The sequence below is a fragment of the Methylobacterium sp. D48H genome (assembly GCF_053345715.1).
The window spans coordinates 86,498-112,734 of record NZ_JBKFAP010000012.1 but is presented as its reverse complement, the minus strand read 5'-3'; the positions used below and the strand labels follow the sequence as shown (position 1 = coordinate 112,734).

Sequence of the window (26,237 nt, the reverse complement as noted above, 5' to 3'; positions counted from 1 at the left end):
AACCGGGACCTGTCTATCCCGGCCGCCTCAACGAAGCCTTTCGCCGGCGCGCCCTACTGGATGGGGCCGCGGTCCCGCGCCTGCAGCAGCCGCAGGGCCTCGCCCAGGACCGCGTGGAGGTCGGCCGCGCCCTGCTGGCTCAGCGGCAGCCCGACCCGCTGCCCGTGGATCGTGTCGAGGACCAGCATGGCGAGGTCCTCGCCGATCAGCAGGTTGGATCCGGGCAGGCAGAGCGGCAGGACGAAATCGCCCTCGACCTCGCCGAGGGCGTCGACCGCGTCCGCGGGCCGGAAGGGCGGTTTCCGATCGGTCATCGCTCCCCTCCTCGCATTCCTCCCGACGCCGGTCCCCGGCGCCGCGGCTCAGTCGCGGTCCGGCATCCGCACCGACCGCACCGTGAGCGTGTCGATCTCCAGCGAACCGACCTCCAGGGTGCCGACCCGGGCGCGGCCCACCGAGAGGCGGCCGATCGCGAAGGCGCCGACCGCCACGACGCCGAGGGCCGCGGCCCCGAGGGCCAGCGCACCCAGGGCCGACGCCCCGATCGCCCCCGCGCCGACGGCGCCCGATCCCAGGATCGCCGTGTCGTGGGACGGGATCACCCCCGTCCCGTCGGGGCGGCTCTGCGCCTCCGGAACCCTCGAACGCGACATGCGGATTCCTCTCCGAGCGGGCGACTCCGGAGCCAGCTATACCCGACGTTAACCGCGTTTTCACGCCGCTCGGAGACGATGGCGCTCGATCCCGGCCGGCCCGGACCGCGCGTCCGCCGCCAGAGAGGACGTCGCCCGTGCAGCACCTGTTCCAGGCCGTCGCGATCTTCGCGTTCGGCTGCCTGCTGATCCATGCCGGTCGCGCCTATGCCCGGGCGACCACGCTCCTGCTCTCCGCGACCGCGCTGATGCTGAGCGTCACCCTCGGCACCGTGCTCTGCCAGCGGATCGGCCTCCCGGGGCGCTCCGTCGCGGCCGGCCCGTCCTACACGGTGGCGCTCGGCCGGCCCGCTCCGTAGAGCCGCGTCCGGTCTGACGGGATGCGCCCGAGGCTCGGGACGGTGTCGCGCGGTGGCGCCGCGCCGGTCGAGCGGGATCAGGGCCAGACGCGGATCGCCACCGGGCGGCGCAGCAGGTCGCGGTCGGAGGTGATCGTGCAGCCCTCCGTGCGCAGGCTCGCGTAGGTCAGCAGCGCCCGGTCGCCGACGTCGTCGAAGTTGCGGCCGCGCGCGTCCGGGTCGAGCAGCGACGGGTAGGCGACGAGCGGCGCCGTCGCCGCGCACGGGTCGTCGTAGAGGGTCGCGCCCTCGAGCAGCAGGCGCGGGCTGTCCCAGGTGATCAGGTCGCGGGAGGTGGTCCAGTAGAAGCCGGACCGGGGAAAGCCCTCCCCCGCCTTGGCCATGAACACGGCGATCCAGGCGTCCGTGCCGCGGTGCCGGACGACGGCGCCGACCGGGCCCGGGAACGGCCCGACCGGCCGGCAGGTCGCCGTGTTCGGGCGGGCGGCGCGGTAGGGGTCCGGGAAGGCGGCAGTGAAGCCGGTGCCGGTCCAGGCCCGCCAGCGGGCCGGGTCGGCCGGGTCGTCGCTGCGGAACAGGCAGACCCCGGCCTCCTGATCGCTGCCGGGCCGGGTCCAGCCGGTGGTCGAGGCGAGGAAGTACCGCCACGTCCCGTCCGCGACGATGTTCGACGGGTTGAAGAAGCCGCGGTGGCGGCCCTGGTCGATCTCCTGCCGGAACGGCGCCCCGGCGACCACGACAGGCGGGCTCTGCCGCTTGAAGCTGCGGCCGCCATCCGTCGAGGCGGCGGCCGTGATCGTGTTGTACCAGCAGGCCATGTAGCTGGCCGCCGGGCAGCGGCCGGGATGCTCGTTGGCCTGGTACTCGTGGTGGAGGAGCGCGGCCACGCGGCTCCCGTCCTCGGTCCAGGTGGCGGTGATCCAGGAGCGGTCGTCGTAGGCGGCCGGGTCGGGCTTCTCGCCCGAATCGAGCACCACCGCGCAGTCGATCTTGAGATGCTCGAGGTCGGGACCGCGCAGCGCCCGGTTGCGGTAATGCATCCCGTAGAGCGCCACCGCGCCCGACGCGTCCCGGAAGGCGCGCGCCGGCGCATCGGGCACGTCGGCGCCGTCGCAGGCGTCGCGCCCCGCCTTGAAGACGAGCGCGGGCGGCCCGACCAGCGTCAGCGCCGAGAGCGGCGGCTCGGGCGCGGCCGCGGCAACGCGCGGGAGGAGCGGCAGAAGCACCAGGGGGAATACCACGGATAGCGCCAGGGAAAGCGTCGGCAGGATCCGGCGCGCCGCCGTCCCGGAGCCGGTTGGGCGCGCGGCGCGCGCCCGTCCGGCGATCCCGTTCGCCCAACCCATGATCGCCACCCGGCTGCGTCCCGGCCGCGCCTGGACAAACAGGCGGAGATTCGCTTGAGAACCATTACAGAGTGCTTGCCGCCGACTGGACGCGCGGCCCGACCGAAAGTCATCCATGGTTCTCCTGATCCTCGGGCTGGTGCTGTTCCTCGGCACGCACGCCTTCTCGATGGCCCGCACCCGGCGCGCCGCAATCGTCGGCCGGATCGGCGAGGGCCGCTACAAGCTCGGCTACACCGCCCTGTCGCTGCTCGGGCTCGTGCTGATCGGGATCGGCTTCCACGATTACCGGCTCGCCGGCTACATCCCGGTCTGGGATCCGCCGGTCTGGACGCGCCACCTCGCCCTGGCGCTGGTCTGGCCCGCCTTCGTGTGCCTCGCGGCCGCCTACCTGCCCGGCCATATCCGCGCCAAGGCCAAGCACCCGATGCTGCTCGCCGTGAAGATCTGGGCGACGGCGCACCTCCTCGCCAACGGCGATCTCGGCTCGATGCTGCTGTTCGGCGGCTTCCTCGCCTGGGCGGTGACCGCCCGGATCAGCGCCAAGCGCCGGGGCCTCGCCCCGGGGGCGGTCGCGGCCCAGCACGGCGGTCCGGCGGCGGCCCCGCTGGGCTGGCGCAACGACGTCCTGGCCCTGGTGATCGGCACGGCCGCGTGGTTCGTCTTCGCCCGCTACCTGCACTACCCGGTGATCGGCGTGCCGGTCTGGCCGGGTACCCCGGCCTGAGCCGGCCCCCGAGACGACACCCGAGACGGCCCCGAGACATGGCCTGTCGCCAACCCGGCGCCCGTGTGTTAGGCGCGGGGCCCGAACGCGACGAGGTGGCCCGCTGAGATCATGCGGGCCGGGATAGAATGGCCGAGAACAACGAGTTCCTCCGCGAAGTCGACGAGGATTACCGCCGCGACCGGATCCTCCAGATCTGGAAGCGCTACAGCGGCGTGATCATCGCGCTCGCCGTGCTGCTGGTGGCGGGCGTCGCGGGCTGGCGCTACTGGCAGGCCCAGCAGCGCGCGGCGGCCGAGGTGGCCTCGGTGCAGTTCGACGACGCCAACCGCCTCGCCAAGGACGGCAAGGTCGCGGAGGCCGACAAGGCCTTCGACGCCCTCGAGGCGCAGGGTCCGGCCGGCTACCGCCTGCTCGCCCGGTTCCGCGCCGCGGCGGAGACCGGCAAGCGCGACCCGGCGGCCGGGGCCGCGGAGTTCGACAAGCTCGCCGACGATACCGGCCTCGGCGACGGCCTGCGCGACCTCGCGCGCCTGCGCGCCGCGCTGCTGCGCCTCGACGGGCAGAACCCGGATCCGGCGCTCGCCAACCTCCAGGGCCTCGCGGCCGGGACCCCGTTCCGCCACACCGCCCGCGAGATGCTGGGCCTCGCCGCCCTGAAGAAGGGCGATTACGAGGACGCCAGCCGCTGGTTCGACCAGATCGTGGCCGATCCCGACACGCCACGGAACCTGCGCGAGCGGATCGAGGTCTACGCGGCGATCGTGGCGGGCGGTCCCGTGACGGTGACCGCGGCCAAGCCCGAGCCCGCCGCGCCGCCCCCGCCGATCACGCGCTGATTTCATCGTCCGGACTGTCTCGAGAACCACCATGGATATGCCGACCGTCGCGATCGTCGGGAGGCCGAACGTCGGCAAGTCGACCCTGTTCAACCGCCTCGTGGGCAAGAAGCTCGCGCTGGTCGACGACCGCCCGGGCGTGACCCGCGACCGGCGCGAGGGCGACGTCGCGTTCGGCGGCCTCCAGTTCCGGGTGATCGACACCGCCGGCCTGGAAGAGGCCGACGCCGCCACCCTCACCGGCCGGATGCGCATGCAGACCGAGGCGGCGATCCTCGCCGCCGACGTCGTGCTGTTCGTGATCGACGCCCGCGCCGGCGTGCTGCCGGCCGACCAGCCCTTCGCCGAACTGGTGCGCCGCGCCGGCTGCCCGGTGATCCTGATCGCCAACAAGGCCGAGGGCGGCGCCGGGCTCGCCGGCGCCTACGAGGCCTTCACCCTCGGGCTCGGCGACCCGATCCCGTTCTCCGCCGAGCACGGCGAGGGCCTGGGCGAGCTGCACGAGGCGCTCAAGGGCGCCCTGCCCCAGCGCGACGAGGACGAGGAGGCCGACGACGCCCCCGGTGGGCGCGCCCTGAAGGTCGCGATCGTCGGCCGCCCGAATGCCGGCAAGTCGACCCTGATCAACCGCATGCTCGGCGAGGAAAGGCTGCTCGTCGGTCCCGAGGCCGGCATCACCCGCGACTCGATCTCGCTGGACTGGGAGTGGCGCGGGCGGCGGATCAAGCTGCACGACACCGCCGGGATGCGCCGCCGCGCCCGGATCGACGACAAGCTGGAGAAGCTCGCGGTCTCGGACGGTCTGCGCGCGGTGCGCTTCGCCGAGGTGGTGGTGGTGCTCCTCGACGCGACGATCCCGTTCGAGAAGCAGGACCTCACCATCGTCGACCTCGTCGAGAGCGAGGGCCGCGCCCTGGTGATCGGCCTCAACAAGTGGGACCTGGTCGCCGACCAGCCGGGCCTGCTCAAGCAGCTCCGCGAGGATTGCACCCGGCTGCTGCCGCAGGTGCGCGGCGTCGGGGTCGTGCCGCTCTCGGGTCTCGCGGGCGACGGCGTCGACAAGCTGATGCAGGCGGTGGTGCAGGCCGCCGAGGTCTGGGACCGGCGCGTCTCGACCTCGCGCATCAACGACTGGCTGAACGAGGCCACCTCCCGCAACCCGCCGCCGGCGGTGTCGGGCCGGCGGATCAAGATCCGCTACGCCACTCAGGTGAAGAGCCGGCCACCGCACTTCGCGCTGTTCGGCAACCAGCTCAACGCCCTGCCGAAATCCTACACGCGCTACCTCGTGAACGGCCTGCGCGAGGCGTTCGACCTGCCGGGCACGCCGATCCGCCTGTCCTTGCGCACCTCGCAGAACCCGTTCGACAAGGGCTGATCCGAGCTCCGGTCGTCCTTGCGAGCGGAGCGAAGCAACCCAGTCTCGCGCTGCGCTGGTCGAGGTCGCGGCACCCCGGGTCACGTCGCTCCGCTCGTGATGACGGCGCGGATGCGGCAGTGCTCAGCGCGCCGCGTCGGCGATCCAGTCCACCGCGGCCGCCAGCGCGGCGCGCTCGTCCTGATCCGCGGCGAGCGCGGCCTCGTAGGCCGCGATCTGCCCGTCCGCGCTGGTCCCCTCGGCCACGATCGCCCGCGCGCGGGCCACGTCCGCCGCGCAGCCGAGGGCGTCCGCGTCCTCGGCCACCAGCGTGAGCACCCCTTCCAGCGCCTCGGCGAACGGCACGGCCTCGCCGCGCGCCTCGTCGATCAGGGACGCGGCGACGCCGCTGTGCTGGGCGCGCCAGAGGTTCTCCGAGGCCAGCGCCCGCGAGACGCCGTCGAGCCCGGCATGGAGGTCCGGCCGGCGCGCGCACAGGCGCACGAGGCAGCGGAACAGCGCGGCGACGCAGAGCGAATCGTCGAGGCGCGTGCAGGCGTCGGCGATGCGCAGCTCCAGGGTCGGGAACTTGATGGAGGGCCGCAGCGACCACCACAGGAAGCTCGCGTCCGCGATGGCGCCCGACCGGGTCATGATGGCGACGAACCGCGCGTGGGCGGCGGCGTCGGCGAACAGTTCCGGCAGGCCGGTGCGCGGCAATTCCCCGAAGACGCTGAGCCGGTAGGCCCGCAGGCCCGTCGCCTCGCCCTGCCAGAACGGCGAGGAGGCCGACAGCGCGAGCAGCAGCGGCTGGAACGGCAGCAGCCGGTTCATCAGGTCGACCCGGGCGTCGGGGTCCGGAACCTCGACGTGGACGTGCATGCCGCAGATCAGGGCCCGCCGGGCCGCGATGCCGACATCCGACAGGATACCCTTGTAGCGCGCGCCGTCGGTGGCGGTCTGGCGCGACCAGCGCGCGAGGGGGTGCGTGCCGCAGGCCAGCAGCCGGAGGCCGTTCTCGGCCGCGATCCCGGCGAGTTGCGCCCGCTGGCCGCCGAGGTTGTCGCGGGCGGCCGCCGCGTCGGTGAGCGGCGGCGTGCAGACCTCGACCTGCGCGGCGACCAGCTCGCGGCCCGTCTCGGGCAGCTCCGCCTTGACCCGCGCGTGGAAGGCGGCGAGGTCGCCCCGCGGCGTCCCCCGGGTCTCGGCATCGGCCAGGAAGTACTCCTCCTCGATGCCGAAGCGGTAGCTCGGGGCGCTCATCGTGGTCTCCGGAAAACGCGACGCGTGCGCGCCAACGCGCCGGCGGGGACGAAGGTGCCGCTCAGGGCGTCCGCAGCGGCCCGCCGACCAGCCAGGCGGGGTCGAACCAGCGGTCGGCCTCGCCGTCGTAGGGCAGGCGCGTGATGTCCCAGTTCTGGATGTACCGCGCGTAGACGTTCCACACCGCGATCCCGCCGCCGACGAAGATTCGCCGCCCGGGATAGCGCTTGAGCACCGCCTCCGGATCCTCGTGGCTGCGGATCACGTCGATCGTGCGGTCCTTGAAGGCGAATTCGGGCACCGAGGCCACGGTCTTCGGCCCGGCGATCAGCACGTGGCCCATGGTCAGCGCGAAGAAGCGCGTGACGTCCTCCACGAAGAGCGGGTCGGTGTTGCCCTCCCAGGGCAGGTGGCCGTTGAGGCCGAGCTGGCCCCGCAGGCCGATCGCGCAGATGCAGCGGACGTCGATCATCGTGATGAACTCAGAGAGGAAGATCAGGCCCGTCCCATACAACCCCTCATCCCGAGGTGCCCGCGCGAGCGGACCGCGAAGGAGGGCTCCAGGGATCGCGCGATCTCCGGGCCGTTCTCTCGAGGCCTCCGCTTCGCTCCGGCACCTCAGGGTGAGGCAGGCGGTGGGATGTGCGTTCGAATAACAGCGCAGGAGCTCACTCGGGTGCGCGGAAACTCAGCACCCGGTCGGTGGGGAAATCGTAGAGCTTGCCGGTCTCGGTCCAGTCCGGGGACGCGAGCCGCACGAAATGGGGCGCGAGCTCCTCGGGCGTCCGGAGGGTCTCGGGGTCCTCGCCGGGCATGGCCGAGCGGCGCATGCCGGTCCGCAGGGGGCCGGGATTGAGCAGCATGGCCCGGATCGCCGCGCTCTCGTTCTCGGCCGCGTAGGTCCGCACCAGGGCCTCCAGCGCCGCCTTCGACACCGAGTAGGGCCCCCAGTAGGGCCGGCACTTCGAGGCGGCCCCCGACGAGACGAAGATCGCCCGGCCGGCGTCCGACATGCGCAGCAGCGGGTCGAGGGAGCGGATCAGGCGCCAGTTGGCGGTGACGTTCACGTCCATCACCTGCCCCCAGATCTTCGGGGTGATGTGGCCGATCGGCATGAGCGCGCCGAGGATGCCGGCATTGGCGACGAGGATGTCGAGGCGCTTCCAGCGCTCGTTGATCGCCGCGCCCAGGCGGTCGATCGCGTCGTAGTCGGCGAGGTCGAACGGCACCAGGGTGGCGCTGGAGCCGGCCGCCCGGACGGCGTCGTCGAGCTCCTCGAGGGCGCCCACGGTCCGGGCCACCGCGATGACGTGCGCGCCGGCCCCGGCCAGCGCCAGGGCGGCGGCGCGCCCGATGCCGCGGGACGCGCCGGTGACGACCGCGACGCGGCCTTCCAGGGGTCTTTGGGAGTCAGCCATGGGGAGCACGTAGCGCATTCCCGCGCCAAGGGTCGAGGAGTCCGGTTTCAAATGGCCAGTAACCGGGCTCTTTCGACCACTTTCGGTCGATGGCCCCGACCCGCGTCTTTGCGAGCGCAGCGAAGCAATCCAGACGGCGCCATGCTCACCGATGTTGCGCTATCCTGGATTGCTTCGCTCCGCTCGCAAAGACGGCTGTGCCGAAGCCGTGTCTCTGCTTTGCCGGTCGCGCCCTTCCGGAGAGGCTCAGTCGGCCTCGGCCAGCATGGCGAAGCGCTTCGGGCCGGCGATGGACAGGTCGGTCAGGCCGGTCGGGTAGTCGCCCGTGAAGCAGTGGTCGGTGTATTGCGGGCAGGCCGCGTTGCGCGCCTCCTCGCCCATCGCCCGGTAGAGGCCGGGGATCGACAGGAAGGCCAGCGAATCGGCGCCGATATACTTGCGCATCGCCTCGAGATCGTGGGTCGCGGCGAGCAGCTTCTCCCGCTCGGGCGTGTCGATTCCGTAGAAGTCCGGATAGGTGATCGGCGGCGAGGCGATCCGGAAATGCACCTCCGCGGCGCCGGCCTCGCGCATCATCCGGACGATCTTCACCGAAGTCGTGCCGCGCACGAGGCTGTCGTCCACGAGGACGATGCTCTTGCCCTCGATCGCCGCGCGGTTGGCCGAGTGCTTCATCCGCACGCCGAGCTCGCGCACCGACTGGGTCGGCTGGATGAAGGTCCGGCCGACGTAGTGGTTGCGGATGATCCCCATCTCGAACGGGATCCCGGTCTCCTGCGAGAAGCCGAGCGCCGCCGGGACGCCGGAATCCGGCACCGGCACGACGATGTCGGCGGGCGCCGCGGCCTCGCGGGCCAGCTCCCGGCCGATCGCCTTGCGCACCGCGTAGACGCTCTTGCCGTTCACCACCGAGTCCGGCCGGGCGAAGTAGATGTACTCGAAGATGCAGGGCCGCATCGGCACGGCGTCGGCGAAGCGGATCGACTCGATCCCCTCCTCGGAGATAACCACGATCTCGCCGTTCTCGATGTCGCGCACGAAGCGGGCGCCGATGATGTCGAGCGCGCAGGTCTCGGAGGCCAGCATGTAGCGGCCGTCGAGCTCGCCCAGCACCAGCGGGCGGATGCCCAGCGGATCGCGCGCGCCGATCAGCTTCTTGTTGGTGAGCGCCACGATCGCGTAGGCGCCCTGGATCGCCTGCAGGGCGTCGATGAAGCGCTCGATGATCCGCGGCTTCCGCGAGCGGGCCGCGAGGTGCAGGATCACCTCGGTGTCGGAGGTCGACTGCGTGATCGCGCCGTCGCGCACGAGGTCGCGGCGGATCGACAGGGCGTTGGTGAGGTTACCGTTGTGGGCGACCGCGAGGCCGCCGCTGGCGAGCTCGGCGAAGAGCGGCTGGACGTTGCGCAGGATCGTGCCGCCGGTGGTCGAGTAGCGCACGTGCCCGATGGCGGCGCGGCCCTTGAGGCGGGCGATCGTGTCCCCGTCCGAGAAGGAATCGCCGACGAGGCCGGGGCGGCGCTCGGAGTGGAACACCGAGCCGTCGAAGGAGACGATGCCGGCCGCCTCCTGACCCCGGTGCTGCAGGGCGTGCAGGCCCAGCGCGACGATCGCCGAGGCGTCCGGATGGCCGAAGATGCCGAAGACGCCGCACTCCTCGCGGAGCGTGTCGCCGTCGAGATCGAGATCGAAGGTGTCGGTGGTGGCGGCGGCGTGTGACATGGGGCTGTCGATCACTCACAGATCCCGGCGGCGACGGGCCGGCGCGCCGGTCGTCGCGGAAGCAATCCGTACACCACCGGAACCGCTATCTAGGCGTTCCGCGCGACGAGACCTACGGCGAATACCGCAGATCAGCGTCGCGTCGGGGTCGGCGCGGTCTCGGTCCGGCGCTGCGGCGCCGCGTCGGTCTCGGCCGGGGCGTCGGCGGAATCGCTCGGCGGCGCGCCGGTCTTCGGCTTCTTGAACTGCTTGAGGAAGCCTTCCGGATTCTCGGGCAGCTGCGCCACCAGGGCGTCGCCGGACTTCTCCAGCATCGGGCGCGTGCGGGCCTGGGCGGCCCAGTCCGGCACCTTGCCCTGCACCAGCCACGACAGGAACACCCAGCCGATCACGCAGATCAGGAAGCCGCGGGCCGCGCCGAACAGGAAGCCGAGGGAGCGGTCGACCGCGCCGATCCGTGAGTCGAGCACGACGTCGGAGATCTTCACCGTGATGATCGACACGACGATCAGGGTGCCGAGGAAGATCGCCGCGATCGAGGCGACGAGCGCCACGGTGTCGCTGTTCACGTGCTGCTTCACGGTGGGCAGCAACATGGGGTGGAGCGTCCACGCGACCGCGGCGGCCGCCACCCAGGCGACGATCGCCAGGACCTCGCGGGTCACACCACGCACGGCCGCGAGCAGCGCGGAGACCGCGACGATGCCGAGCACGGCGAGATCCAGGACGGTAAACGGCATCGTTGAGCTTTTTGGTACCCGCGGGGATAGCGCGTCGGCCGTGCGGCTCCCCCGGACCGCGGCGGATTTATACCAAGCCCGACCTCGGCCGTCACCCTGGCGCGCCCGCCTGATCGCGCTCCTGTGCCGTCCATGCATCAGACCGTGCATCGGACGCGCCGATCACCGTGGCGCGCGCCGCCGCGCGGAATGCCCGGCTCCACCCGGGCACCGTCCCGGTGCTATGGGTCGCGCCCAGGGTCCGGTCCGCGCGTCCGGACTCCCGGTGGCGAATGGATGGAGGCGTTCCGCGTGTCCGAGGCCGGACCTGTGACGGAGATCGGCGCCCACGGCGCCCGGCTGACGATCGACCTCGGGGCGATCGCGGCCAACTGGCGGATCCTGGCGGCCCGCGGCGCGGGCGCCGACTGCGCCGCCGTGGTGAAGGCCGACGCCTACGGCTGCGGCGTCGGCCGCGTCGGGCCGGCCCTGTGGGCCGCCGGATGCCGGACCTTCTTCGTCGCGCACCTGTCCGAGGGCGTCGCCGCCCGGGCCGCCCTGCCGGACGCCGCGATCTACGTCCTGAACGGCCTGCCCCCGGGCGCCGCGGCGGCCTTCGTGGCCCACGGTCTGCGCCCGGTGCTCGGCAGCGTCGAGGAGCTGTCGGACTGGGCAGCGTTCCCGGGGAACCGGCCGCCCGCGGCGCTCCACGTCGATACCGGCATGAACCGGCTCGGCCTGTCGGTGCCCGAGGCGCTGGACCTCGCCGGGGACGCGCGGATCGCGGCCGCCGGGATCGACCTGCTCCTCAGCCACTTCGTCAGCGCCGAGAAGCCGGAGGACCCAGTCAACGCCCGGCAGATCGCCGATTTCGCGCGGGTCCGGGCGGCCTATCCCGGGCTCCGGGCCTCGCTGGCGAACTCGTCCGGGGTCTTCCTCGACGGGGCCCGGCACGACCTGCTACGGCCGGGCTACGCCCTGTTCGGCGGCAACCCGACGCCGGGCGCCGCGAACCCGATGCGCCCGGTGGTGCGGCTGGAGGCGGCGATCGCGCAGGTGCGCGGCGTCGCGGCCGGTGCCACCGCGGGCTATAACGGCAGCTGGACCGCCGCCGCGCCGAGCCGGCTGGCGACGCTCTCGCTCGGCTACGCCGACGGCTTCCCCCGGGCGATCAGTGGCCGCGGCCACGCGCTGGTCGGCGGCGTCCCGTGCCCGATCCTGGGCCTCGTCTCCATGGACCTGATCATCCTCGACGTCACGGCGGCGCCCGCGGCCCGGCGCGGCGCGGAAGCGGTGCTGATCGGCGACAGCCTCGACATCGACGCGGTCGGCCGCGCCGCCGGCACGATCGGGTACGAGATCCTGACCGGGCTGGGTTCTCGGTATGTTCGAACTTATGTAGGCTGACGCGACTCCACCCTGACACGCCGGATCGCCGGCGCCCGGACCCGTATGGCCAAGATCCACCAGACCTTCGTCTGCCAGTCCTGCGGGGCGGTCTACAATCGCTGGCGCGGCCGCTGCGAGGCCTGCAACGGCTGGAACACGATCGTCGAGGAGGCGCCCTCGGCGCCAGGTCAGTCGGGTCCTGCCGCGACCCGGCCGTCGCGCAACCGCGGCCGGGTCTTCCCCCTCGAGGGCCTGACCGGCGAGGCCAAGGAGGCGCCGCGCATTCCCTCGGGGATCGGCGAGCTCGACCGGGTGACCGGGGGCGGCTTCGTGCGCGGCTCGGTGATCCTGCTCGGCGGCGATCCCGGCATCGGCAAGTCGACCCTGCTGATGCAGGCCTCGGCCGCCATGGCGGGCACGGGCGAGCGGGTCGCCTACATCTCGGGCGAGGAGGCGGTCGGGCAGGTGCGCCTGCGGGCCGAGCGGCTGGGCCTGAGCGCGCGCCCGGTCCAGCTCGCCGCCGAGACCAACGTCGAGGACATCGTCGAGACCCTGAGCCAGGGGCGCCCGCCCGCGCTCGCGATCATCGACTCGATCCAGACCATGTGGACCGAGACGGTGGAATCGGCCCCCGGCACGGTCACGCAGGTGCGCTCCTCCGCGCAGGCGCTGATCCGCTTCGCCAAGACCACCGGCACGGCGGTGATCCTGGTCGGCCACGTCACCAAGGACGGGCAGATCGCGGGCCCCCGGGTCGTGGAGCACATGGTCGACGCGGTCGCCTCCTTCGAGGGCGACCAGGGCCACCATTTCCGCATCCTGCGCGCCGTGAAGAACCGGTTCGGGCCCACCGACGAGATCGGCGTGTTCGAGATGACCGACGCGGGCCTGAGCGAGGTGCCGAACCCCTCCGCCCTGTTCCTGGCGGGCCGCGACCATCAGGCGGCGGGCACCGCGGTCTTCGCCGGCATGGAAGGCACGCGGCCGCTGCTGGTGGAGATCCAGGCGCTGGTGGCGCCCTCCTCGCTCGGCATGCCGCGGCGCGCCGTGGTCGGCTGGGACCCGAACCGGCTGTCGATGGTGCTCGCCGTGCTGGAGGCCCACGGCGGCATCCGGCTCGGCAGCCACGACGTTTATTTGAACGTTGCCGGAGGCTTGCGCATCACCGAGCCGGCAGCGGATCTGGCGGTGGCGGCAGCGCTGGTCTCGTCGCTGTCGGGGGCCGTGCTGCCGCCCGAGACGGTCTATTTCGGCGAGATCGGCCTGTCGGGGGCGATCCGGCCCGTGGCGCAGGCCGGCTCCCGGCTGAAGGAGGCGCAGAAGCTCGGCTTCGCCAAGGCGCTGATCCCGCAGGGCCGCGGCGAGGGCGAGAAGGCGCTCTCCGTGGAGACACTGCGCCACATCGCCGACCTGGTGGCGGGGATCAGCGCGGGCGCGCCGCGGCGGGGATCCGGCCAGCGCGGGCGGCAGCAGGCCCGCTACGCCGACGAGGAGATGTGAGCGCGTCCGTCCCTGCGAGCGCAGCGAAGCAATCCAGGGATGCGCTACGTCCGGGAAGGGCCCGCTGCCCTGGGTTGCTTCGCTGCGCTCGCAAGGACGGAGGCGGTCAGCCCCCCGTCACGCTCATGTGCCGCGGCACGGCGGCCGGGCGCTGGCGCTCGATGACGAAGTCGTGGCCCTTGGGCTTGCGGGTGATCGCCTCGACCACCGCCGCGGCCAGCACCGCGTCGTCCTGGGAGGCGCGCAGGACCACGCGCAGGTCGGCCGAATCCTCCTGGCCGAGGCACATGTAGAGCTGGCCCGTGCAGGTCAGGCGGACCCGGTTGCAGCTCTCGCAGAAATTATGGGTCAGCGGCGTGATGAAGCCGAGCTTCCCGCCGGTCTCCTCGACCCGCACGTAGCGCGCCGGGCCGCCGGTGCGGTCGGGCAGCGGCGTCAGGGTGTAGCGGGTCTCCAGGCGCTGCCGGGCCACCGACAGGGGCAGGAACTGGTCGGTCCGGTCCGCCTCGATCTCGCCGAGCGGCATCACCTCGATCAGCGTCATGTCCATGCCGAGGCCGTGCGCCCAGGCGATCATGCCGGGGATCTCGTCGGCGTTGACGTCGCGGAGCGCCACCGCGTTGATCTTCACCTTCATCCCGGCGGCGCGGGCCGCCGCGATGCCGTCGAGCACCACCTTGAGGTCGCCGCGGCGGGTGATCTCCCGGAACTTGTCCGGGTCGAGGGTGTCGAGCGAGACATTGATCCGGCGCACGCCCAGGCTCGCCAGCTCGTCGGCGTAGCGGGTGAGCTGCGTGCCGTTGGTGGTGAGCGTCAGCTCCTCCAGCGCCCCCGAATCGAGGTGGCGCGAGAGCCGGCGGAACAGGTGCATGATGTCGCGGCGCACGAGCGGCTCGCCGCCGGTGATCCGGAGCTTGCGCACGCCCCGGGCGATGAACACGCCGCAGAGCCGGTCCAGCTCCTCCAGGGTCAGCAGGTCGCGCTTGGGCAGGAACTCCATGTGCTCGGACATGCAGTAGGCGCAGCGCAGATCGCAGCGATCCGTCACCGAGATGCGCAGGTACGAGATCGCCCGCTGGAACGGGTCGATCAGCGGCGCGGGCCCGGCGGGCGCGCCGACCGCGGACGTCTGCGGCGTCAGGGAGCTGTCATCGAGCATCGTCCGGCATATGATGCCACCGGCGGTCGCGGGCAAGCCGATCCCGCGCCGCAGTCCCAGATTGCGTGAGGAGTGTGACCCGTGAGCGAGGATCTGTGGCCGACCGAGATCCGCCTGTCGGCCGACCGACGGGTGCTCAACGTCGCCTTCGAGGACGGCGCGCGCTACGCCCTGCCGGCCGAGTACCTGCGGGTGTCGAGCCCCTCGGCCGAAGTGCAGGGGCACTCGCCGCTGGAGCGGAAGGTGATCGGCGGCAAGCGCGCCGTGGCGATCCTGGCGGTGGAGCCGGTCGGCAACTACGCGGTGAAGCTCGGCTTCGACGACATGCACGACACCGGCATCTACGGCTGGGGCTACCTCCACACCCTGGGCCGCGAGTACGAGACGCGCTGGAACACCTATCTCGGCGAGCTCGCCGAGCGCGGCCTGGACCGCGAGACCGCGCGCAGCGCCCCGGTGAAGCAGGGCGGGGGCTGCGGGTCGGGCTCGTGCGGCTGCCACTGAGGGCAGCCGCTCCCGCTCACTCCGGCTCCGAGCCTCGTCTTTGCGAGCGGAGCGAAGCAATCCAGAGTGGCGCCACGATTTTCGGCGTCGCGCATCCTTGGGTCGCTTCGCTCCGCTCGCGATGACGGCGGCGTCGAGCCGCGCACCCGTCAGCCCGCACCTTCGGAGCCGCCATGGCCTTCGCCTGCACCATCCCCGCGACGCCCACGATCCAGCAGGACGACGCCGCCGTGCGCATCACGCGCTGGGATTTCCCACCCGGCGGCGTGACCGGCTGGCACGAGCACGGCTGGCCCTACTTCGTGGTGATGCTGGTGGACGGGATCCTGCGCGTCCACGACGGCGCGGCGGTCAGCGAGACGGCCCTCGCGGCCGGGCAATCCTACATGCGCCCGGCGGGCATCCGGCACGACGTGATGAACGGGTCCGACCACCCGATCGCGTTCGTCGAGATCGAGGTGAAGCGCCCCGACGCGCTGGTCACGCTGCCCTGATCCGGTTTCCGTTTGAACGCTTGGGTTGATGTGCCTATCCCGTCATCACGAGCGAAGCGAAGTGACCCAGGGCAGCGCGACCTCTGCAGGCGTGGCGCCGCTGGATTGCTTCGCTCCGCTCGCAAAGACGGCCGTGCCGAAGCCATCAACCGGAAACCCTACGAAACGCAAAAAGGGCCGACCTCGCGGCCGGCCCCCTCGTCGAAGCTCCGAAAAGGAATCAGCGCTGGACGATGACCTTCGTGCCGACCTTGGCGCGGGTGTAGAGGTCCGTCACGTCGTCGTTGGTCATGCGGATGCAGCCCGACGAGACGGCCGTGCCGATCGTCTCCGGCTCGTTGGAGCCGTGGATGCGGTAGATCGAGCCGCCGAGATACATGGCGCGGGCGCCGAGCGGGTTCTCGAGGCCGCCCTTCATGTAGCGCGGCAGGTCGGGCCGGCGCTTCAGCATGGTCGCCGGCGGGCGCCAATCCGGCCACTCGCGCTTCATCGTGATGGTCTGCACGCCGCCCCAGGTGAAGCCCGGCCGGCCGACGCCGACGCCGTAGCGCAGGGCCTGGCCGCCGCCGAGCACGTAGTAGAGCCGCCGCTCGGCGGTGGAGACGACGATCGTGCCGGCGCCGTAGGGGCCGTTATAGGCCACCGTCTCGCGCGGGATCGCCGACATCTGCGGGACCGCCGCGTCGGCGTTCAGCGGGTCGGCGGGGTTCAGGGCGGCGTTGGCCACCGGCACCGCGACGGTCTCGACGGCCTGCGGGCGGACGCGCACGGTGAGCGCGTCGTTCAGCGGCTGGCGGGTCAGCGGATCGATCTCGTAGGCCAGTGCCGGCGCGGCGCAGGCGGCCGCGCCGAGAAGCCCGATCAGGGCGGGGAGAAAACGACGCATCAAAGCCTCTCGGGGCAGGCGCGGACTATGGCGGGAACGCGGCGAAGACCGCGGCACGATGCCGTGCCGATCCTCGCCAAGGGGTAAACGCTCGCGCCTCAAATCCAAGCCTGAAACCGCCCCGCCGGGGCGGTTCCGCCCGCCCGTGACTCGATGGCAACACTGTGGCAGCTTGGCCGTAAGAGCCGGGATGACGGGCGCGTGTCCCGGCGTTCGCGCGCCCGTCCGAGGCCCGTGTCTCAGGCCGTATCCGAGGTCCGTCAGGCCTCGTCGGCGGCGAGCCAGATCGCCGGCTCGCGCGCGGCCGGGCGGAGCGGGGCCGGCGCGGCGGGCAGGCCGCGCAGCTGGGCGAGTTCGGCGAGTTCCGGCGCCTGAGCGGTGTCGTCGGCGTTCAGGAACAGGCCCCGCGCCCGGGCGGCGCGGCCGAGATCGGCCCGGCTGGTCCAGACGCTCTGGGCCGGGCTCGTGAGCAGCGCCAGGGCGACCGGCGCCAGCCAGAGGGCGAGCCACGGGTTCCCGACGAGGACCAGGGCGAGCACCATCAGCGCGCCGACCACCACGGCGTCGGCCTGGAGCCGGAACGCCTCCGCCCAGGAGACCTGCCGGTCGTCCCGGTCCTGCGTCTCCCAGCGGACCACCCGGCCGAAGAAGGTCGAGACCACGGCGCCGGCGGTGAACAGGGTCAGGACCGGCCACAGGATCACCCACACCGCCTGCTCCAGGGCGGCGCTCGCGAGCAGCGCCCGCGCGCCGCCGAAGGCCGCCCGGCGCTCCGGCGAAGCGAGGACGTGGCCGAGGCTCAGGAGCTTGGGCAGGGCCAGGACGGCGACGCTGAGGGCGGCGAGCGCGTGGGCGGCGGCGCCCTGCCCGGTCAGGCCGTAGGCCAGGAGGCCGAGATCGCCGGTCCGGGCGGCCTGCCACGCGGCGAGGCCCAGGAAGGCGATCCAGAGCGGCAGCACCCCGTAGGAGAGGATGCCGACGAGGAGGTGCCAGCGGCTCGCGCCGTGAAGGCCCGCCCAGGGCAGCACCCGCAGGTGCTGGAGGTTGCCCTGGCACCAGCGGCGCTCGCGGCCGAGCAGGTCGACGAGGTTGGTGGGCATCTCCTCCCAGGTGCCGCCCATCTCGGGCAGCAGCCGCACCTCCCAGCCGGCGCGCACCATCAGCGCGCCCTCGACGATGTCGTGGCACAGGATCTCGCCGCCGAGCGGTTCCCGGCCCGGGAGCTTCGGGAGCTGCGCGTTCTCCGCGAAGGCCTCGACCCGCAGGATCGCGTTGTGGCCCCAGTAGCTGCCCTCCGGGCCCTGCCAGGTCTCCAGGCAGCGCAGGGCCAGCGGCGCGTAGAGGCGGACGGCGAATTGCTGGATGCGGGCGAAGAGCGTGTCCCGGCCGGCCGCGTACGAGACGGTCTGGATCAGGCCGGTGCGCGGGCTCGCCTGCATCAGCCCGACGAGGCGGCCCATGGCCGCGCCGGTCATCAGGCTGTCGGCGTCCAGCACGATCATGAAGGCGTACTCGCCGCCGTAGGTGCGGCAGAACTCGCCGATATTGCCGGCCTTGCGGCCGACATTCTCCGTCCGGCGCCGGTAGCGGATCCGCGGCAGCGCCGGGTCGGACGCCGCCCAGGCCTGGATGCGGGCGTACTCGTGCTCCTCCACGGCGGCGATCGCGCCGTCCCGTGTGTCGGAGAGGACGAAGATGTCGATGCCTTGCGCCTCGGCGCGGGCGAGCGACCGGGCCATCACCCGCAGGCGGGCGAAGACTGCGACCGCGTCCTCGGCGTGGATCGCCACCACGGCGGCGGTGCGACCGGCCCCGTCCGGGCCGGCGCCCGCCTGCTCGGAGCGGCGCTCCAGCGCGGACTTCGCCCGGTCGCCCAGGAGGGCCGCGACGAACCCGTAGACGTACTGGCAGGCGACGAAGGCCTGCCAGCCCATCACGAGGCCGAACAGCACCAGGACTGCCCAGGCCAGCGGGCTGACGCCCGCCGGGTAGGCGAGCGCGGCGAGCCAGATGAGGCCGCCGGCGGTGGCGAGGCTCGGGACGGCCAGGGCGAGGCGGCGGGCGCGCAGGGCGCCGCGCGGCGCGTCGGTCCAGACCTCGCGGCAGGCTGCGTTCTCCGACGGATCGGGTATGGCGGGAGCCGCGTTCCGGTGCGACCGCTCGGCGGAGGAGGTGACGCGTGACGACATGGCGCGAGGAACTCGACCGTGGAAGGCTGCCGGCCGCCCGGCGGTGCGGGGCCGGGAACCGATGACCGTGGATACCGATGTGCGGGGTGAGGATACGGAGCCGAGCCGGCAGCCCAGGCCGCCGGAAGCCGAACGGATCAATCCCCCCTCCCGGCGCCGCGTTCTTCGAACAGTCCTGGCCGCGGCTGCCGGCACGGTTCTACCTAGCGCGACGGATCTGAATGGGTCCAGAACGTGGGCCGGGCCGGCGCTTCCGCCGCAGGGCGACGCGATGACCTTCGAGACCCTCTCGGCCGAGGCGGCGCGGCGCGCCGCAGCGCCCTACGCCCCGCCGCCCGAGGACCTGCCGCCGGCGCTCGCCGCCCTCGACTACGACGGCTACCGGGCGATCACCTTCCGGCCGGACGCGGGCCTGCGGCTCGGCGCGCATTTCAGCGCCCAGCTGTTCCACCGCGGCTTCCTGCAGCGCCGGCGCGTGGCGCTCCACCTCCAGCCGCTCCGGGGGCCCGCGCGGCCGATCCCCTACGACACGGGGCTGTTCGACCTGGGCACGCGGCTCGCCGGCCAGGGCTTCCCGGCGGATCTCGGCTTCGCGGGCTTCCGCCTGCACTACGCCTTCCCGGACACGCCGGCCTGGCGGCCGAAGGGCTTCCAGGAGGAGTTCCTCGTCTTCCTAGGCGCCTCCTACTTCCGCCTGCGGGCGGCCAACCAGGAATACGGGCTCTCGGCCCGGGGCCTCGCCATCGGCACCGGCGCGCCGGAGGGTGAGGAATTTCCCGACTTCGTGGCCCACTGGATCTGCGAGCCGGAGGCGCGCACCCTCACGGTGCTCTCCCTCCTCGACAGCCCGAGCGTGGCCGGCGCCTACCGGTTCGAGATCGCGCCCGGCGACCCGGCCCGGATCGCCGTCACGGCGGCGCTCCACCCGCGCCGGGTGCTCCCGAAGCTCGGGCTGGCGCCGCTCACCAGCATGTTCCTGTACGGCCAGAACGGGCCCGGGGCCCGGGACGCCAAGCCGTTCGACGATTTCCGGCCGCAGGTGCACGATTCCGACGGGCTCTGCGTCGCGGCCGGGGCCGACCCGGCGCGGATCGACCGGATCTGGCGGCCCCTGGTCAACGGGCGGGCGCAGCCGCAGATCTCCGCCTTCGCGGCCCGGCCGCTCGCCGGCTTCGGGCTGCTGCAGCGGGAGCGGAGCTTCGCGGCCTACCTCGACGTGGAGGCGCGCCACGAGGCGCGGCCGGGCCTGTGGGTGGCGCCGGATTCCGCCGGGGGCGCCTTCGCGGACGGCGCCGTGCAGCTCTTCGAGATCCCGTCGGGCGAGGAGTACATGGACAACATCGTGGCGGCCTTCGTGCCGGCGGCCCCGGCGCAGCCCGGCGCGCCGCTGCACGTCCGCTACGGGCTGACCACGGTGGGGGCCGAGCCCGTGCCGGCGATCCCGGAGACCGCCCTCGCCCGGGTGACGTCGACGCGACTCGGCTCGGCGGAGCGCCTGCGCCCGTCGAACCCGCCCGACCCGCGGCGGCGGCTCTGCGTCATCGACTTCGAGGGTCCGGGCCTGCCGAAGGGTCCCGACGACGCGGTCGCCGCGGAGGTCTCGGCCAGCGCCGGCACGCTGCACGATCCGGTGGCCAACTTCGTGCCGCAGACCGGAGGCTGGCGGATCTACGTCGAGTGGCGCCCGCCGGAGCCGGTGCCGCCGGGCGACGTCGTCCTGCGCGCCCGGCTGGTCCGCGGCACGACGCCCCTCAGCGAGACCTGGGACGCCGCCGTGTAGGCTCCGTCATCGCGCGCGTGGCGAAGCGACCCGGGGCGGCGCGACCTCCCCGAAGGTGGCGCGACACTGGGCCGCTTCGCCGCGCGCGCGAAGACGGCGTGTCTCAGGCAGTCCGGCGCTCCTGCTCCAGGCGCCGGGCCAGGCGGGTGGCGCCGTAGACCTCGCTCAGGCGGCAGCGGGCCGCGCTGACCGGCGGGGCCTGCCGCTCGTCGTGGGCGGCCGCGATGACGCGCAGGGCGGCGGCGACCGAACGCTCCAGGCGACGCTCGGCCTGGACGGCCGCGTCCCGATGATGGTCCAGCATGTGATGATCCCTCGTGCTGCGCCGTCTCCACCCTCTGGCGGGGCGGTCGCCGGCTGCACCGACAGATTTCACATCCGGCTTGACGGTATCAAGGCAGCTTGGCCGTGGGCCGCCGAACGTCCTTACCGCAGCTCCTCGTGCCAGGTCCGGCCGTCGCGCTCGATCAGCGCGATGGCGGCGGTCGGGCCCCAGCTCCCGGCCGGGTAGGGCCGCGGCGCCTCGGGCCGGTCGGCCCAGGCCTTGAGCACGCCGTCCGCCCAGGCCCAGGCGGCCTCGACCTCGTCGCGGCGCATGAACAGCGTCGCGTTGCCGCGGACCACGTCCATCAGCAGGCGCTCGTAGGCGTCGGGGTAGCGCTGCTTGAAGGTCTCCTCGAAGGAGATGTCGAGGTCGGTCGGGCGCAGCCGCAGGCCGCCGGGCCCCGGATCCTTGGTCATCACCTCGAGCTTCATGCCCTCCTGCGGCTGCAGGCGGATCACGAGGCGGTTGGGCTCGCGGCCGAAGGCCTCCTCGGGGAAGATCGAGAACGGCGAGGCGCGGAACTGCACCACGATCTCGGACAGCTTCTGGGGCAGGCGCTTGCCGGTGCGCAGGTAGAACGGCACCCCAGCCCAGCGCCCGGACTGGATCTCGACCTTCATGGCCACGAAGGTCTCGGTCCGGCTCTCGTGGCCGAGCTCGGCGAGGTAGCCCTCGACCGGTTTGCCGTCGACGGCGCCCGCCACGTACTGGCCGCGCACCGTCACCAGCGGGATGTCCTGGCTGGTGATCGGCTTCAGGGCGCGCAGCACCTTGAGCTTCTCGTCGCGGACGGAGTTTGCCTCGAGATTGAGCGGGCTCTCCATGGCGGTGAGGCAGAGGAGCTGCAGGATGTGGTTCTGCAGCATGTCGCGCATCGCGCCCGACGTGTCGTAGTAGCCGGCCCGGCCCTCGACCCCCACCGTCTCGGCGACCGTGATCTGGACGTGGTCGATCACGTCCGAGGTCCAGAGCCGCTCGAAGATCGTGTTGGCGAAGCGGAGCGAGAGCAGGTTCTGGACCGTCTCCTTGCCGAGATAGTGGTCGATCCGGAAGATCTGCGATTCGGGGAAGACCTCGCCGACCGCGTCGTTGATCGCCCGGGCCGATTTCAGGTCCTTGCCGATCGGCTTCTCCAGCACGACGCGGGACTTCTCCCCCACGAGCCCGTGGGCGGCGAGGTTGCGGCAGATCGAGCCGTAGAGGTCGGGCGAGGTGGCGAGGTAGTAGGGCCGGACCTGGTCGGGCCGCTCGTCGAGCTTGGCGACGAGGTCGGTCCAGCCGCTGTCGCCGGCCCCGTCCACCGCGACGTAGTCGACGTGGTCGAGGAAGCGGTGGAGCATGTCGTCGGACAGGTCGGCCGCCGGCACGAAGCGCTTGAGCGCGTCGCGGGCGTGCTCGCGGAAGGCGTCGAGGGACAGTTCCGAGCGCGAGGCGCCGATGATCCGGCTGGTCTCGGGGATCTGGCCGTCGCGGAATCGGTAGAACAGGGCCGGCAGGAGCTTGCGCGCGGTCAGATCGCCGGTGGCGCCGAACACGACGCAGTCGAAGGAAGCGACGGGGATGATCGTGGCCAAGTGCGGCTCCCGGGTGTCGTGCGCTGGTCTCGTGCGGCGGCTGCGTCGCACTGACCTAGCCCGTGTGCAAGGGCTTCGCCAGACGAGGGGCGCAGGCCAGCGCTGTCCGGTTCAGGGGGCGGCCGGGACAGATCCGGGCAAGTCCACGCTGCCACGCTCCGTCCTTGCGAGCGCAGCGAAGCAACCCAGGGCAGCGCGGCGCCGCCGAAGGACAGCACGATGCGCGAGCCGGCCGTCTACATCATGGCGAGCCGGCGCAACGGCACGCTCTACACCGGCGTGACCTCGGACCTCGCACGGCGGGTCCACGAGCACCGGGAGGCGCTGCTTGCCGGTTTCACGAGCCGCTACGCTTGCCAACGCCTCGTCTGGTACGAGCGCTATCCGACGATGAATGAGGCCATCACCCGCGAGAAGCAGATCAAGGCAGGCTCACGGAAGAAGAAGCTCGCGCTGATCGAGGCGATGAATCCGGACTGGAACGACCTGTATCCCGATCTCGCGTGAACGGGTCCGGCGTCGCGGATCCCTGGATTGCTTCGCTGCGCTCGCAAAGACGGCGATCGCGGCATCCCGCGCAGTCACGCAGCGGGTCTCGCTCCTCCGTCATCACGAGCGGAGCGAAGTGACCCAGGGCAGCGCGAGGCCGCGCGGGTCACCCCGCCATGTACCGCTTGAACGCCTCGGCGTGGTCCGGATGCCAGCGCGAGAGGGCGGGCCGGTTCTCGACGATGTCGCCGGACGCCCAGGCGATCCGCTTCGCGTCCTGGGCGCGGGTGGTCTCGTTGTCCGGGCAGAGGATGTAGAAATCGCCGGCGGCGAGCCGGTCCAGCAGGAAGGCCACGGTCTCGTCGGGCGTCCAGGCCCCGGCGGGCTTCTCGGCGACGCCGCGGGCCTTCGTGAGGCCCGTGTAGACGAAGCCCGGGATCAGCAGGTGGGCCGTGGTGTGGCAGCCCTCCCGGTTGCGCAGCTCGTGGGCGAGCGCCTCGGTGACCGCCTTCACGCCCGCCTTCGAGACGTTGTAGGGCGCGTTGCCCGGCGGGGTGGTGATGCCCTGCTTCGAACCCGTGACGATGATCGCCCCGGGCTTGCCGCCCTCGATCATGCCGGGCGCGAAGGCGTGGATGCCGTTGACCACGCCGCCGAGATTGGTGCCCAGGATCCGCGTCCAGGTGTCGGCGTCGGAGAACAGTTTTCCGCCGGCCTCGATCCCGGCATTCAGCATCACCAGGGCGGGCGGCCCGCCCTTGGAGACGGCGGTCGCCAGGGCCTCGACGGCGCCCCGGTCCGACACGTCGGTGGGCACGGCGCGCACCTCGACGGCGGCGAGTTCGGCGACGGCGGCCCGGGCCGCGTCCAGGGCCGGCCCCGGCAGGTCGGCGAGCCAGACGTTCATGCCGGCCCGGGCGAAGGCCTGCGCGGCGGCGAGCCCGATGCCGCTCGCAGCCCCGGTGACGACCGCGCTGCGGCCCGGACTGATCGCGGGGTGCTGGCTCATGACGGATCCTCGGCTGACGGGCGCCCATCAGATGGGGCGCCCCGGGCGGAAGGCGAGTTCACGCCGCGGTCCCGCGCCGCCCCGGCAGAACCTGCGGATCGCCGCCGCGGCGGCTTCTGCTAGGGTGGCGGGCACGTCACGGAACGAAGCACCCGGATGCCCCCTCTCCCGCACCGCCGGTCGATCCTCGCCGGCGCGGCCGCCCTCGGCCTCGCCGGCGCAGCGCGCGCGGCCGGCCCGGCGGGGTTCGGTCCCCTCGGCCGGCCGTCCTGGTCGGCCGACAGCCTCCAGGCCGCCGCGGCCGCCAAGGGCCTGACATACGGCTGCGAGGTGCCGTTCCACCGCTTCGACGCGACGCCCGCCTACCGGCAGGCGGTGGCGCGGGAATGCGGTATCCTCGTCTGCGGCACCGAGATGAAGATGGAGGAGGTCCTGCCGGCGCCGGGCAAGACCGACTTCGCCCGCGGCGACGCCATCCTGCGCTTCGCGAGGGGAAACGGCCAGCGCATGCGCGGCCACACGCTCGTCTGGCACGCGGCGCTGCCGCCCTGGGTCGGACCGCTGCTCGGCCGGGCGAGCGCCGTCCAGGCCGAGGACTTCATGCGGCGCTGGATCGAGACGGTGGCGGGCCATTACCGCGGCCAGATCGTCGCCTGGGACGTGGTCAACGAGATCCTCGGCAACGAGTCCGACCCAGACCGCGGCGGCGGCCTGCGCGACTCGCCCTGGCTCGCCTCCATCGGCCCCGGCTACGTCGACCTCGCCTTCCGGATCCTGCACGAGACCGATCCGGCCGCCGCCGGCACGTGGAACGAGGACGCGGTGGAGCAGGGCGTGCCCTGGATGGAGGCCAAGCGCACCAAGGTCCTGCGCCGCCTGGAGGCGATGCGGTCCCGGGGCGTGCCGATCCGGCGCTTCGGGCTCCAGTCGCACCTCACCAGCACGATCCCGATCGATCAGGGCCAGCTGCGGCGCTTCCTGCGGGAGATCGGCCAGATGGGCCTCGGCATCGAGATCACCGAGCTCGACATCGACGACCGCGCCTTCCCGTCCGACGTGGCGACCCGCGACCGGATGGTGGCCGATTACGCCCGCCGCTACCTCGACGTGGTGCTGGACGAGCCCGCCTGCCTCGACGTCCTGACCTGGGACATCTACGACCCGGACACGTGGCTGAACGACCACCCCTACCGCAAGCGGCCCGACGGCCTGCCGCAGCGGGCGCTGCCGCTCGACGCGCAGTTCCGGCGCAAGCCCCTGTGGCACGCCATCAAGGCGGCCTTCGAGGCCGCGCCCGATCACAGGGCCGCCCGCGAGAAGCTCAGGCGGGCGTGACGCCGGCCCGGCGGCCGTCCTCGGCCAGGCTCGGCTCCGGCGGCCGGTCCGCCAGGAGCCGGCGGCGGAGGCGCGCGCAGGGGCGCTCGACGAGGCCGTACATGCCCCAGCACCACAGCAGGGTCACCGGGAAGGCCGCCAGCATCAGGCCGACGCCGTGCAGCCCGGGCCGCAGGTGCAGCACCAGGGCCACCACGGTCATGTGCGCGAGGTAGAAGCTGTAGGACCAGAGCCCGAGCCGGCGCATCGGCCGGCTGGCCAGCAGCCGCACCAGAGGTCCCTCGCCGTGCAGCAGGTACGCGAAGGGCACGAACAGGGCGGCGCTCTGGAGCGTGTAGCGCAGGCTCTCCCGGAAGGCGGGATCGCGGACCGCCAGGGTCCCGAGGATCACCGCGAGGCTCGCCGCGACGTGCCAGGGCGCGGGGCGCCACGCGCGGTCGGCCGGGACCACCGGGTTGTTCCACAGCCCGAGGCAGCACCCGAACAGGATCGCGTCGATCCGGGTGTGGGTCCAGCTGTAGTTCAGGCTGTAATCCGGCAGCCGCCAGACGTTGACGCACCGGATCGCCAGGACGGCCGCGCAGAGCCCCAGGCAGGCCAGGGCCGCGCGGCGCGGCCGCAGGCGCCCGAGCCAGAGCAGGAAGACCAGCGGGAAGACGAGGTAGAAGTGCTCCTCGATGGCGAGGCTCCAGAGCGGCACCGGCAGCACCGCCTCGGTGCCGAACAGGCCGGGATAGTTCGTCAGGAAGGTCGCCTGCCCGAGGACCGCCGCCGGCGCGACCGGCATCCAGTCGAGCCACCCCGCCGCGTAGAGCGCGCCGGAGGCGAGCAGGGTCAGGTACATGGGCGGCAGGATGCGCAGGCTCCGCCGGAGGTAGAAGGCGGGAAGCGACACCGTTCCGGTCCGCGCCCGCTCGATCCGCAGGAGCGTGGTGATCAGGTAGCCGCTGAGGAAGAAGAAGACGGTCACGCCGAAGCCGCCCGGCACCACGTGGCCGTAGCCGCAATGGGCCGCGAACACGATCAGGATGGCGAGCGCCCGCACCCCGTCGAGCTGCGGCAGGTAGGGCATCGTCCTCGGGATCGGATCACCGGAATCCGGCATGCTGGGGACCGATCTCCTGTCCGGGCCTGGGCAGCCGTGGTGGCTTGGCCCTGCGGTGTCCGACGGAACGCTTCGATGAAGGTGTCCTACTCCGTC

General features: G+C 72.7%; 26 protein-coding genes. 11 read left to right on the top strand and 15 right to left on the bottom strand.

Translation table 11 applies throughout. The annotated features are described in order from the left end of the window. Nucleotides 1-53 precede the first annotated feature (53 nt). Both ACLBX8_RS19575 and ACLBX8_RS19570 read right to left on the bottom strand, forming a co-directional pair. Nucleotides 54-314: a hypothetical protein gene (locus ACLBX8_RS19575; protein WP_020093792.1), complete on the bottom strand. Its 261-nt coding sequence runs from the start codon at nt 312-314 to the stop codon at nt 54-56. A gap of 48 nt (nt 315-362) precedes the next feature. After that, the gene (locus ACLBX8_RS19570) at nt 363-653 is read right to left on the bottom strand and encodes a hypothetical protein (protein WP_170863009.1); all 291 of its coding nucleotides are present in this window, start codon (nt 651-653) and stop codon (nt 363-365) included. A 137-nt stretch (nt 654-790) separates the two neighbouring features. Here ACLBX8_RS19570 and ACLBX8_RS19565 point away from each other — a divergent pair, with 137 nt between their 5' ends. Then, nucleotides 791-1,012: a hypothetical protein gene (locus tag ACLBX8_RS19565; protein WP_100252755.1), complete on the top strand. Its 222-nt coding sequence runs from the start codon at nt 791-793 to the stop codon at nt 1,010-1,012. A gap of 77 nt (nt 1,013-1,089) precedes the next feature. On the opposite strand, the gene ACLBX8_RS19560 is transcribed toward ACLBX8_RS19565, so the two are convergent. Further along, entirely contained in the window at nt 1,090-2,358 is a 1,269-nt protein-coding gene (locus ACLBX8_RS19560) for a hypothetical protein (RefSeq protein ID WP_447700006.1), read from the bottom strand. Nucleotides 2,359-2,473: 115 nt separating this feature from the next. On the opposite strand from ACLBX8_RS19560, the gene ACLBX8_RS19555 reads away from it, so the two are divergent. The 3 genes from ACLBX8_RS19555 (at nt 2,474) to der (ending at nt 5,302) form a co-directional block, all read left to right on the top strand. Continuing rightward, a complete protein-coding gene (locus tag ACLBX8_RS19555; RefSeq protein WP_447682578.1) occupies nt 2,474-3,085 on the top strand; it encodes an NnrU family protein in 612 nt (203 codons plus the stop codon). 128 nt (nt 3,086-3,213) lie between these two features. Continuing rightward, nucleotides 3,214-3,924 (top strand): tetratricopeptide repeat protein, encoded by a 711-nt coding sequence (locus tag ACLBX8_RS19550; protein WP_091927367.1) that lies wholly within the window; start codon nt 3,214-3,216, stop codon nt 3,922-3,924. Between the two features lie 31 nt (nt 3,925-3,955). Continuing rightward, entirely contained in the window at nt 3,956-5,302 is a 1,347-nt protein-coding gene (gene der / locus ACLBX8_RS19545; RefSeq protein ID WP_447700007.1) for a ribosome biogenesis GTPase Der, read from the top strand. A 123-nt stretch (nt 5,303-5,425) separates the two neighbouring features. Here der and ACLBX8_RS19540 read toward each other — a convergent pair whose 3' ends face one another. The 5 genes from ACLBX8_RS19540 to ACLBX8_RS19520 form a co-directional block, all read right to left on the bottom strand. Further along, a complete protein-coding gene (locus tag ACLBX8_RS19540; protein WP_447700008.1) occupies nt 5,426-6,544 on the bottom strand; it encodes a carboxylate-amine ligase in 1,119 nt (372 codons plus the stop codon). A gap of 61 nt (nt 6,545-6,605) precedes the next feature. Continuing rightward, complete coding sequence (locus tag ACLBX8_RS19535; protein WP_012320823.1) at nt 6,606-7,016, bottom strand: dihydrofolate reductase; 411 nt, start codon at nt 7,014-7,016, stop codon at nt 6,606-6,608. A 196-nt stretch (nt 7,017-7,212) separates the two neighbouring features. Beyond that, nucleotides 7,213-7,962: an SDR family NAD(P)-dependent oxidoreductase gene (locus ACLBX8_RS19530; protein WP_026605024.1), complete on the bottom strand. Its 750-nt coding sequence runs from the start codon at nt 7,960-7,962 to the stop codon at nt 7,213-7,215. Nucleotides 7,963-8,208: 246 nt separating this feature from the next. After that, complete coding sequence (gene purF, locus ACLBX8_RS19525) at nt 8,209-9,684, bottom strand: amidophosphoribosyltransferase (RefSeq protein ID WP_026605025.1); 1,476 nt, start codon at nt 9,682-9,684, stop codon at nt 8,209-8,211. Between the two features lie 131 nt (nt 9,685-9,815). Continuing rightward, entirely contained in the window at nt 9,816-10,424 is a 609-nt protein-coding gene (locus ACLBX8_RS19520; protein WP_056523728.1) for a CvpA family protein, read from the bottom strand. 276 nt (nt 10,425-10,700) lie between these two features. Here ACLBX8_RS19520 and alr point away from each other — a divergent pair, with 276 nt between their 5' ends. Next, on the top strand, nt 10,701-11,810 hold the full coding sequence (gene alr, locus ACLBX8_RS19515; RefSeq protein ID WP_447700009.1) for an alanine racemase: 1,110 nt from the start codon (nt 10,701-10,703) through the stop codon (nt 11,808-11,810). Between the two features lie 45 nt (nt 11,811-11,855). After that, nucleotides 11,856-13,292, top strand: a complete 1,437-nt coding sequence (radA, locus tag ACLBX8_RS19510; RefSeq protein WP_091681792.1) for a DNA repair protein RadA — start codon at nt 11,856-11,858, stop codon at nt 13,290-13,292. Nucleotides 13,293-13,398: 106 nt separating this feature from the next. On the opposite strand, the gene moaA is transcribed toward radA, so the two are convergent. Beyond that, nucleotides 13,399-14,451, bottom strand: coding sequence for a GTP 3',8-cyclase MoaA (gene moaA / locus ACLBX8_RS19505; RefSeq protein ID WP_447700010.1), 1,053 nt, complete (start codon nt 14,449-14,451; stop codon nt 13,399-13,401). Between the two features lie 81 nt (nt 14,452-14,532). Here moaA and ACLBX8_RS19500 point away from each other — a divergent pair, with 81 nt between their 5' ends. After that, the gene (locus tag ACLBX8_RS19500) at nt 14,533-14,955 is read left to right on the top strand and encodes a gamma-butyrobetaine hydroxylase-like domain-containing protein (RefSeq protein ID WP_447700011.1); all 423 of its coding nucleotides are present in this window, start codon (nt 14,533-14,535) and stop codon (nt 14,953-14,955) included. A gap of 173 nt (nt 14,956-15,128) precedes the next feature. Further along, entirely contained in the window at nt 15,129-15,449 is a 321-nt protein-coding gene (locus ACLBX8_RS19495; protein ID WP_020093808.1) for a cupin domain-containing protein, read from the top strand. Nucleotides 15,450-15,669: 220 nt separating this feature from the next. On the opposite strand, the gene ACLBX8_RS19490 is transcribed toward ACLBX8_RS19495, so the two are convergent. Together ACLBX8_RS19490 and mdoH are read right to left on the bottom strand one after the other, a co-directional pair. Further along, nucleotides 15,670-16,335, bottom strand: a complete 666-nt coding sequence (locus ACLBX8_RS19490) for a L,D-transpeptidase (RefSeq protein WP_012320832.1) — start codon at nt 16,333-16,335, stop codon at nt 15,670-15,672. A 260-nt stretch (nt 16,336-16,595) separates the two neighbouring features. Continuing rightward, nucleotides 16,596-18,524: a glucans biosynthesis glucosyltransferase MdoH gene (mdoH, locus tag ACLBX8_RS19485; protein ID WP_447715629.1), complete on the bottom strand. Its 1,929-nt coding sequence runs from the start codon at nt 18,522-18,524 to the stop codon at nt 16,596-16,598. Between the two features lie 271 nt (nt 18,525-18,795). Here mdoH and ACLBX8_RS19480 point away from each other — a divergent pair, with 271 nt between their 5' ends. Next, nucleotides 18,796-20,304 (top strand): glucan biosynthesis protein, encoded by a 1,509-nt coding sequence (locus ACLBX8_RS19480; protein WP_447700013.1) that lies wholly within the window; start codon nt 18,796-18,798, stop codon nt 20,302-20,304. A 103-nt stretch (nt 20,305-20,407) separates the two neighbouring features. Here the strand turns inward: ACLBX8_RS19480 and ACLBX8_RS19475 are convergent, their stop codons facing one another. Continuing rightward, nucleotides 20,408-20,608, bottom strand: a complete 201-nt coding sequence (locus ACLBX8_RS19475; RefSeq protein WP_447715628.1) for a hypothetical protein — start codon at nt 20,606-20,608, stop codon at nt 20,408-20,410. 122 nt (nt 20,609-20,730) lie between these two features. Continuing rightward, complete coding sequence (zwf, locus tag ACLBX8_RS19470) at nt 20,731-22,203, bottom strand: glucose-6-phosphate dehydrogenase (RefSeq protein ID WP_020093813.1); 1,473 nt, start codon at nt 22,201-22,203, stop codon at nt 20,731-20,733. A gap of 219 nt (nt 22,204-22,422) precedes the next feature. On the opposite strand from zwf, the gene ACLBX8_RS19465 reads away from it, so the two are divergent. Continuing rightward, nucleotides 22,423-22,710: a GIY-YIG nuclease family protein gene (locus ACLBX8_RS19465; protein WP_447700014.1), complete on the top strand. Its 288-nt coding sequence runs from the start codon at nt 22,423-22,425 to the stop codon at nt 22,708-22,710. 148 nt (nt 22,711-22,858) lie between these two features. Here the strand turns inward: ACLBX8_RS19465 and ACLBX8_RS19460 are convergent, their stop codons facing one another. Then, nucleotides 22,859-23,701, bottom strand: a complete 843-nt coding sequence (locus ACLBX8_RS19460) for an SDR family NAD(P)-dependent oxidoreductase (protein ID WP_447700015.1) — start codon at nt 23,699-23,701, stop codon at nt 22,859-22,861. Nucleotides 23,702-23,857: 156 nt separating this feature from the next. Here ACLBX8_RS19460 and ACLBX8_RS19455 point away from each other — a divergent pair, with 156 nt between their 5' ends. Beyond that, the gene (locus tag ACLBX8_RS19455) at nt 23,858-25,036 is read left to right on the top strand and encodes an endo-1,4-beta-xylanase (RefSeq protein WP_447700016.1); all 1,179 of its coding nucleotides are present in this window, start codon (nt 23,858-23,860) and stop codon (nt 25,034-25,036) included. Here the strand turns inward: ACLBX8_RS19455 and ACLBX8_RS19450 are convergent. Next, nucleotides 25,023-26,141: an acyltransferase family protein gene (locus ACLBX8_RS19450; protein ID WP_447700017.1), complete on the bottom strand. Its 1,119-nt coding sequence runs from the start codon at nt 26,139-26,141 to the stop codon at nt 25,023-25,025. The two genes, ACLBX8_RS19455 and ACLBX8_RS19450, sit on opposite strands and share 14 nt — an antisense overlap. Between the last annotated feature and the right edge of the window lie 96 nt (nt 26,142-26,237).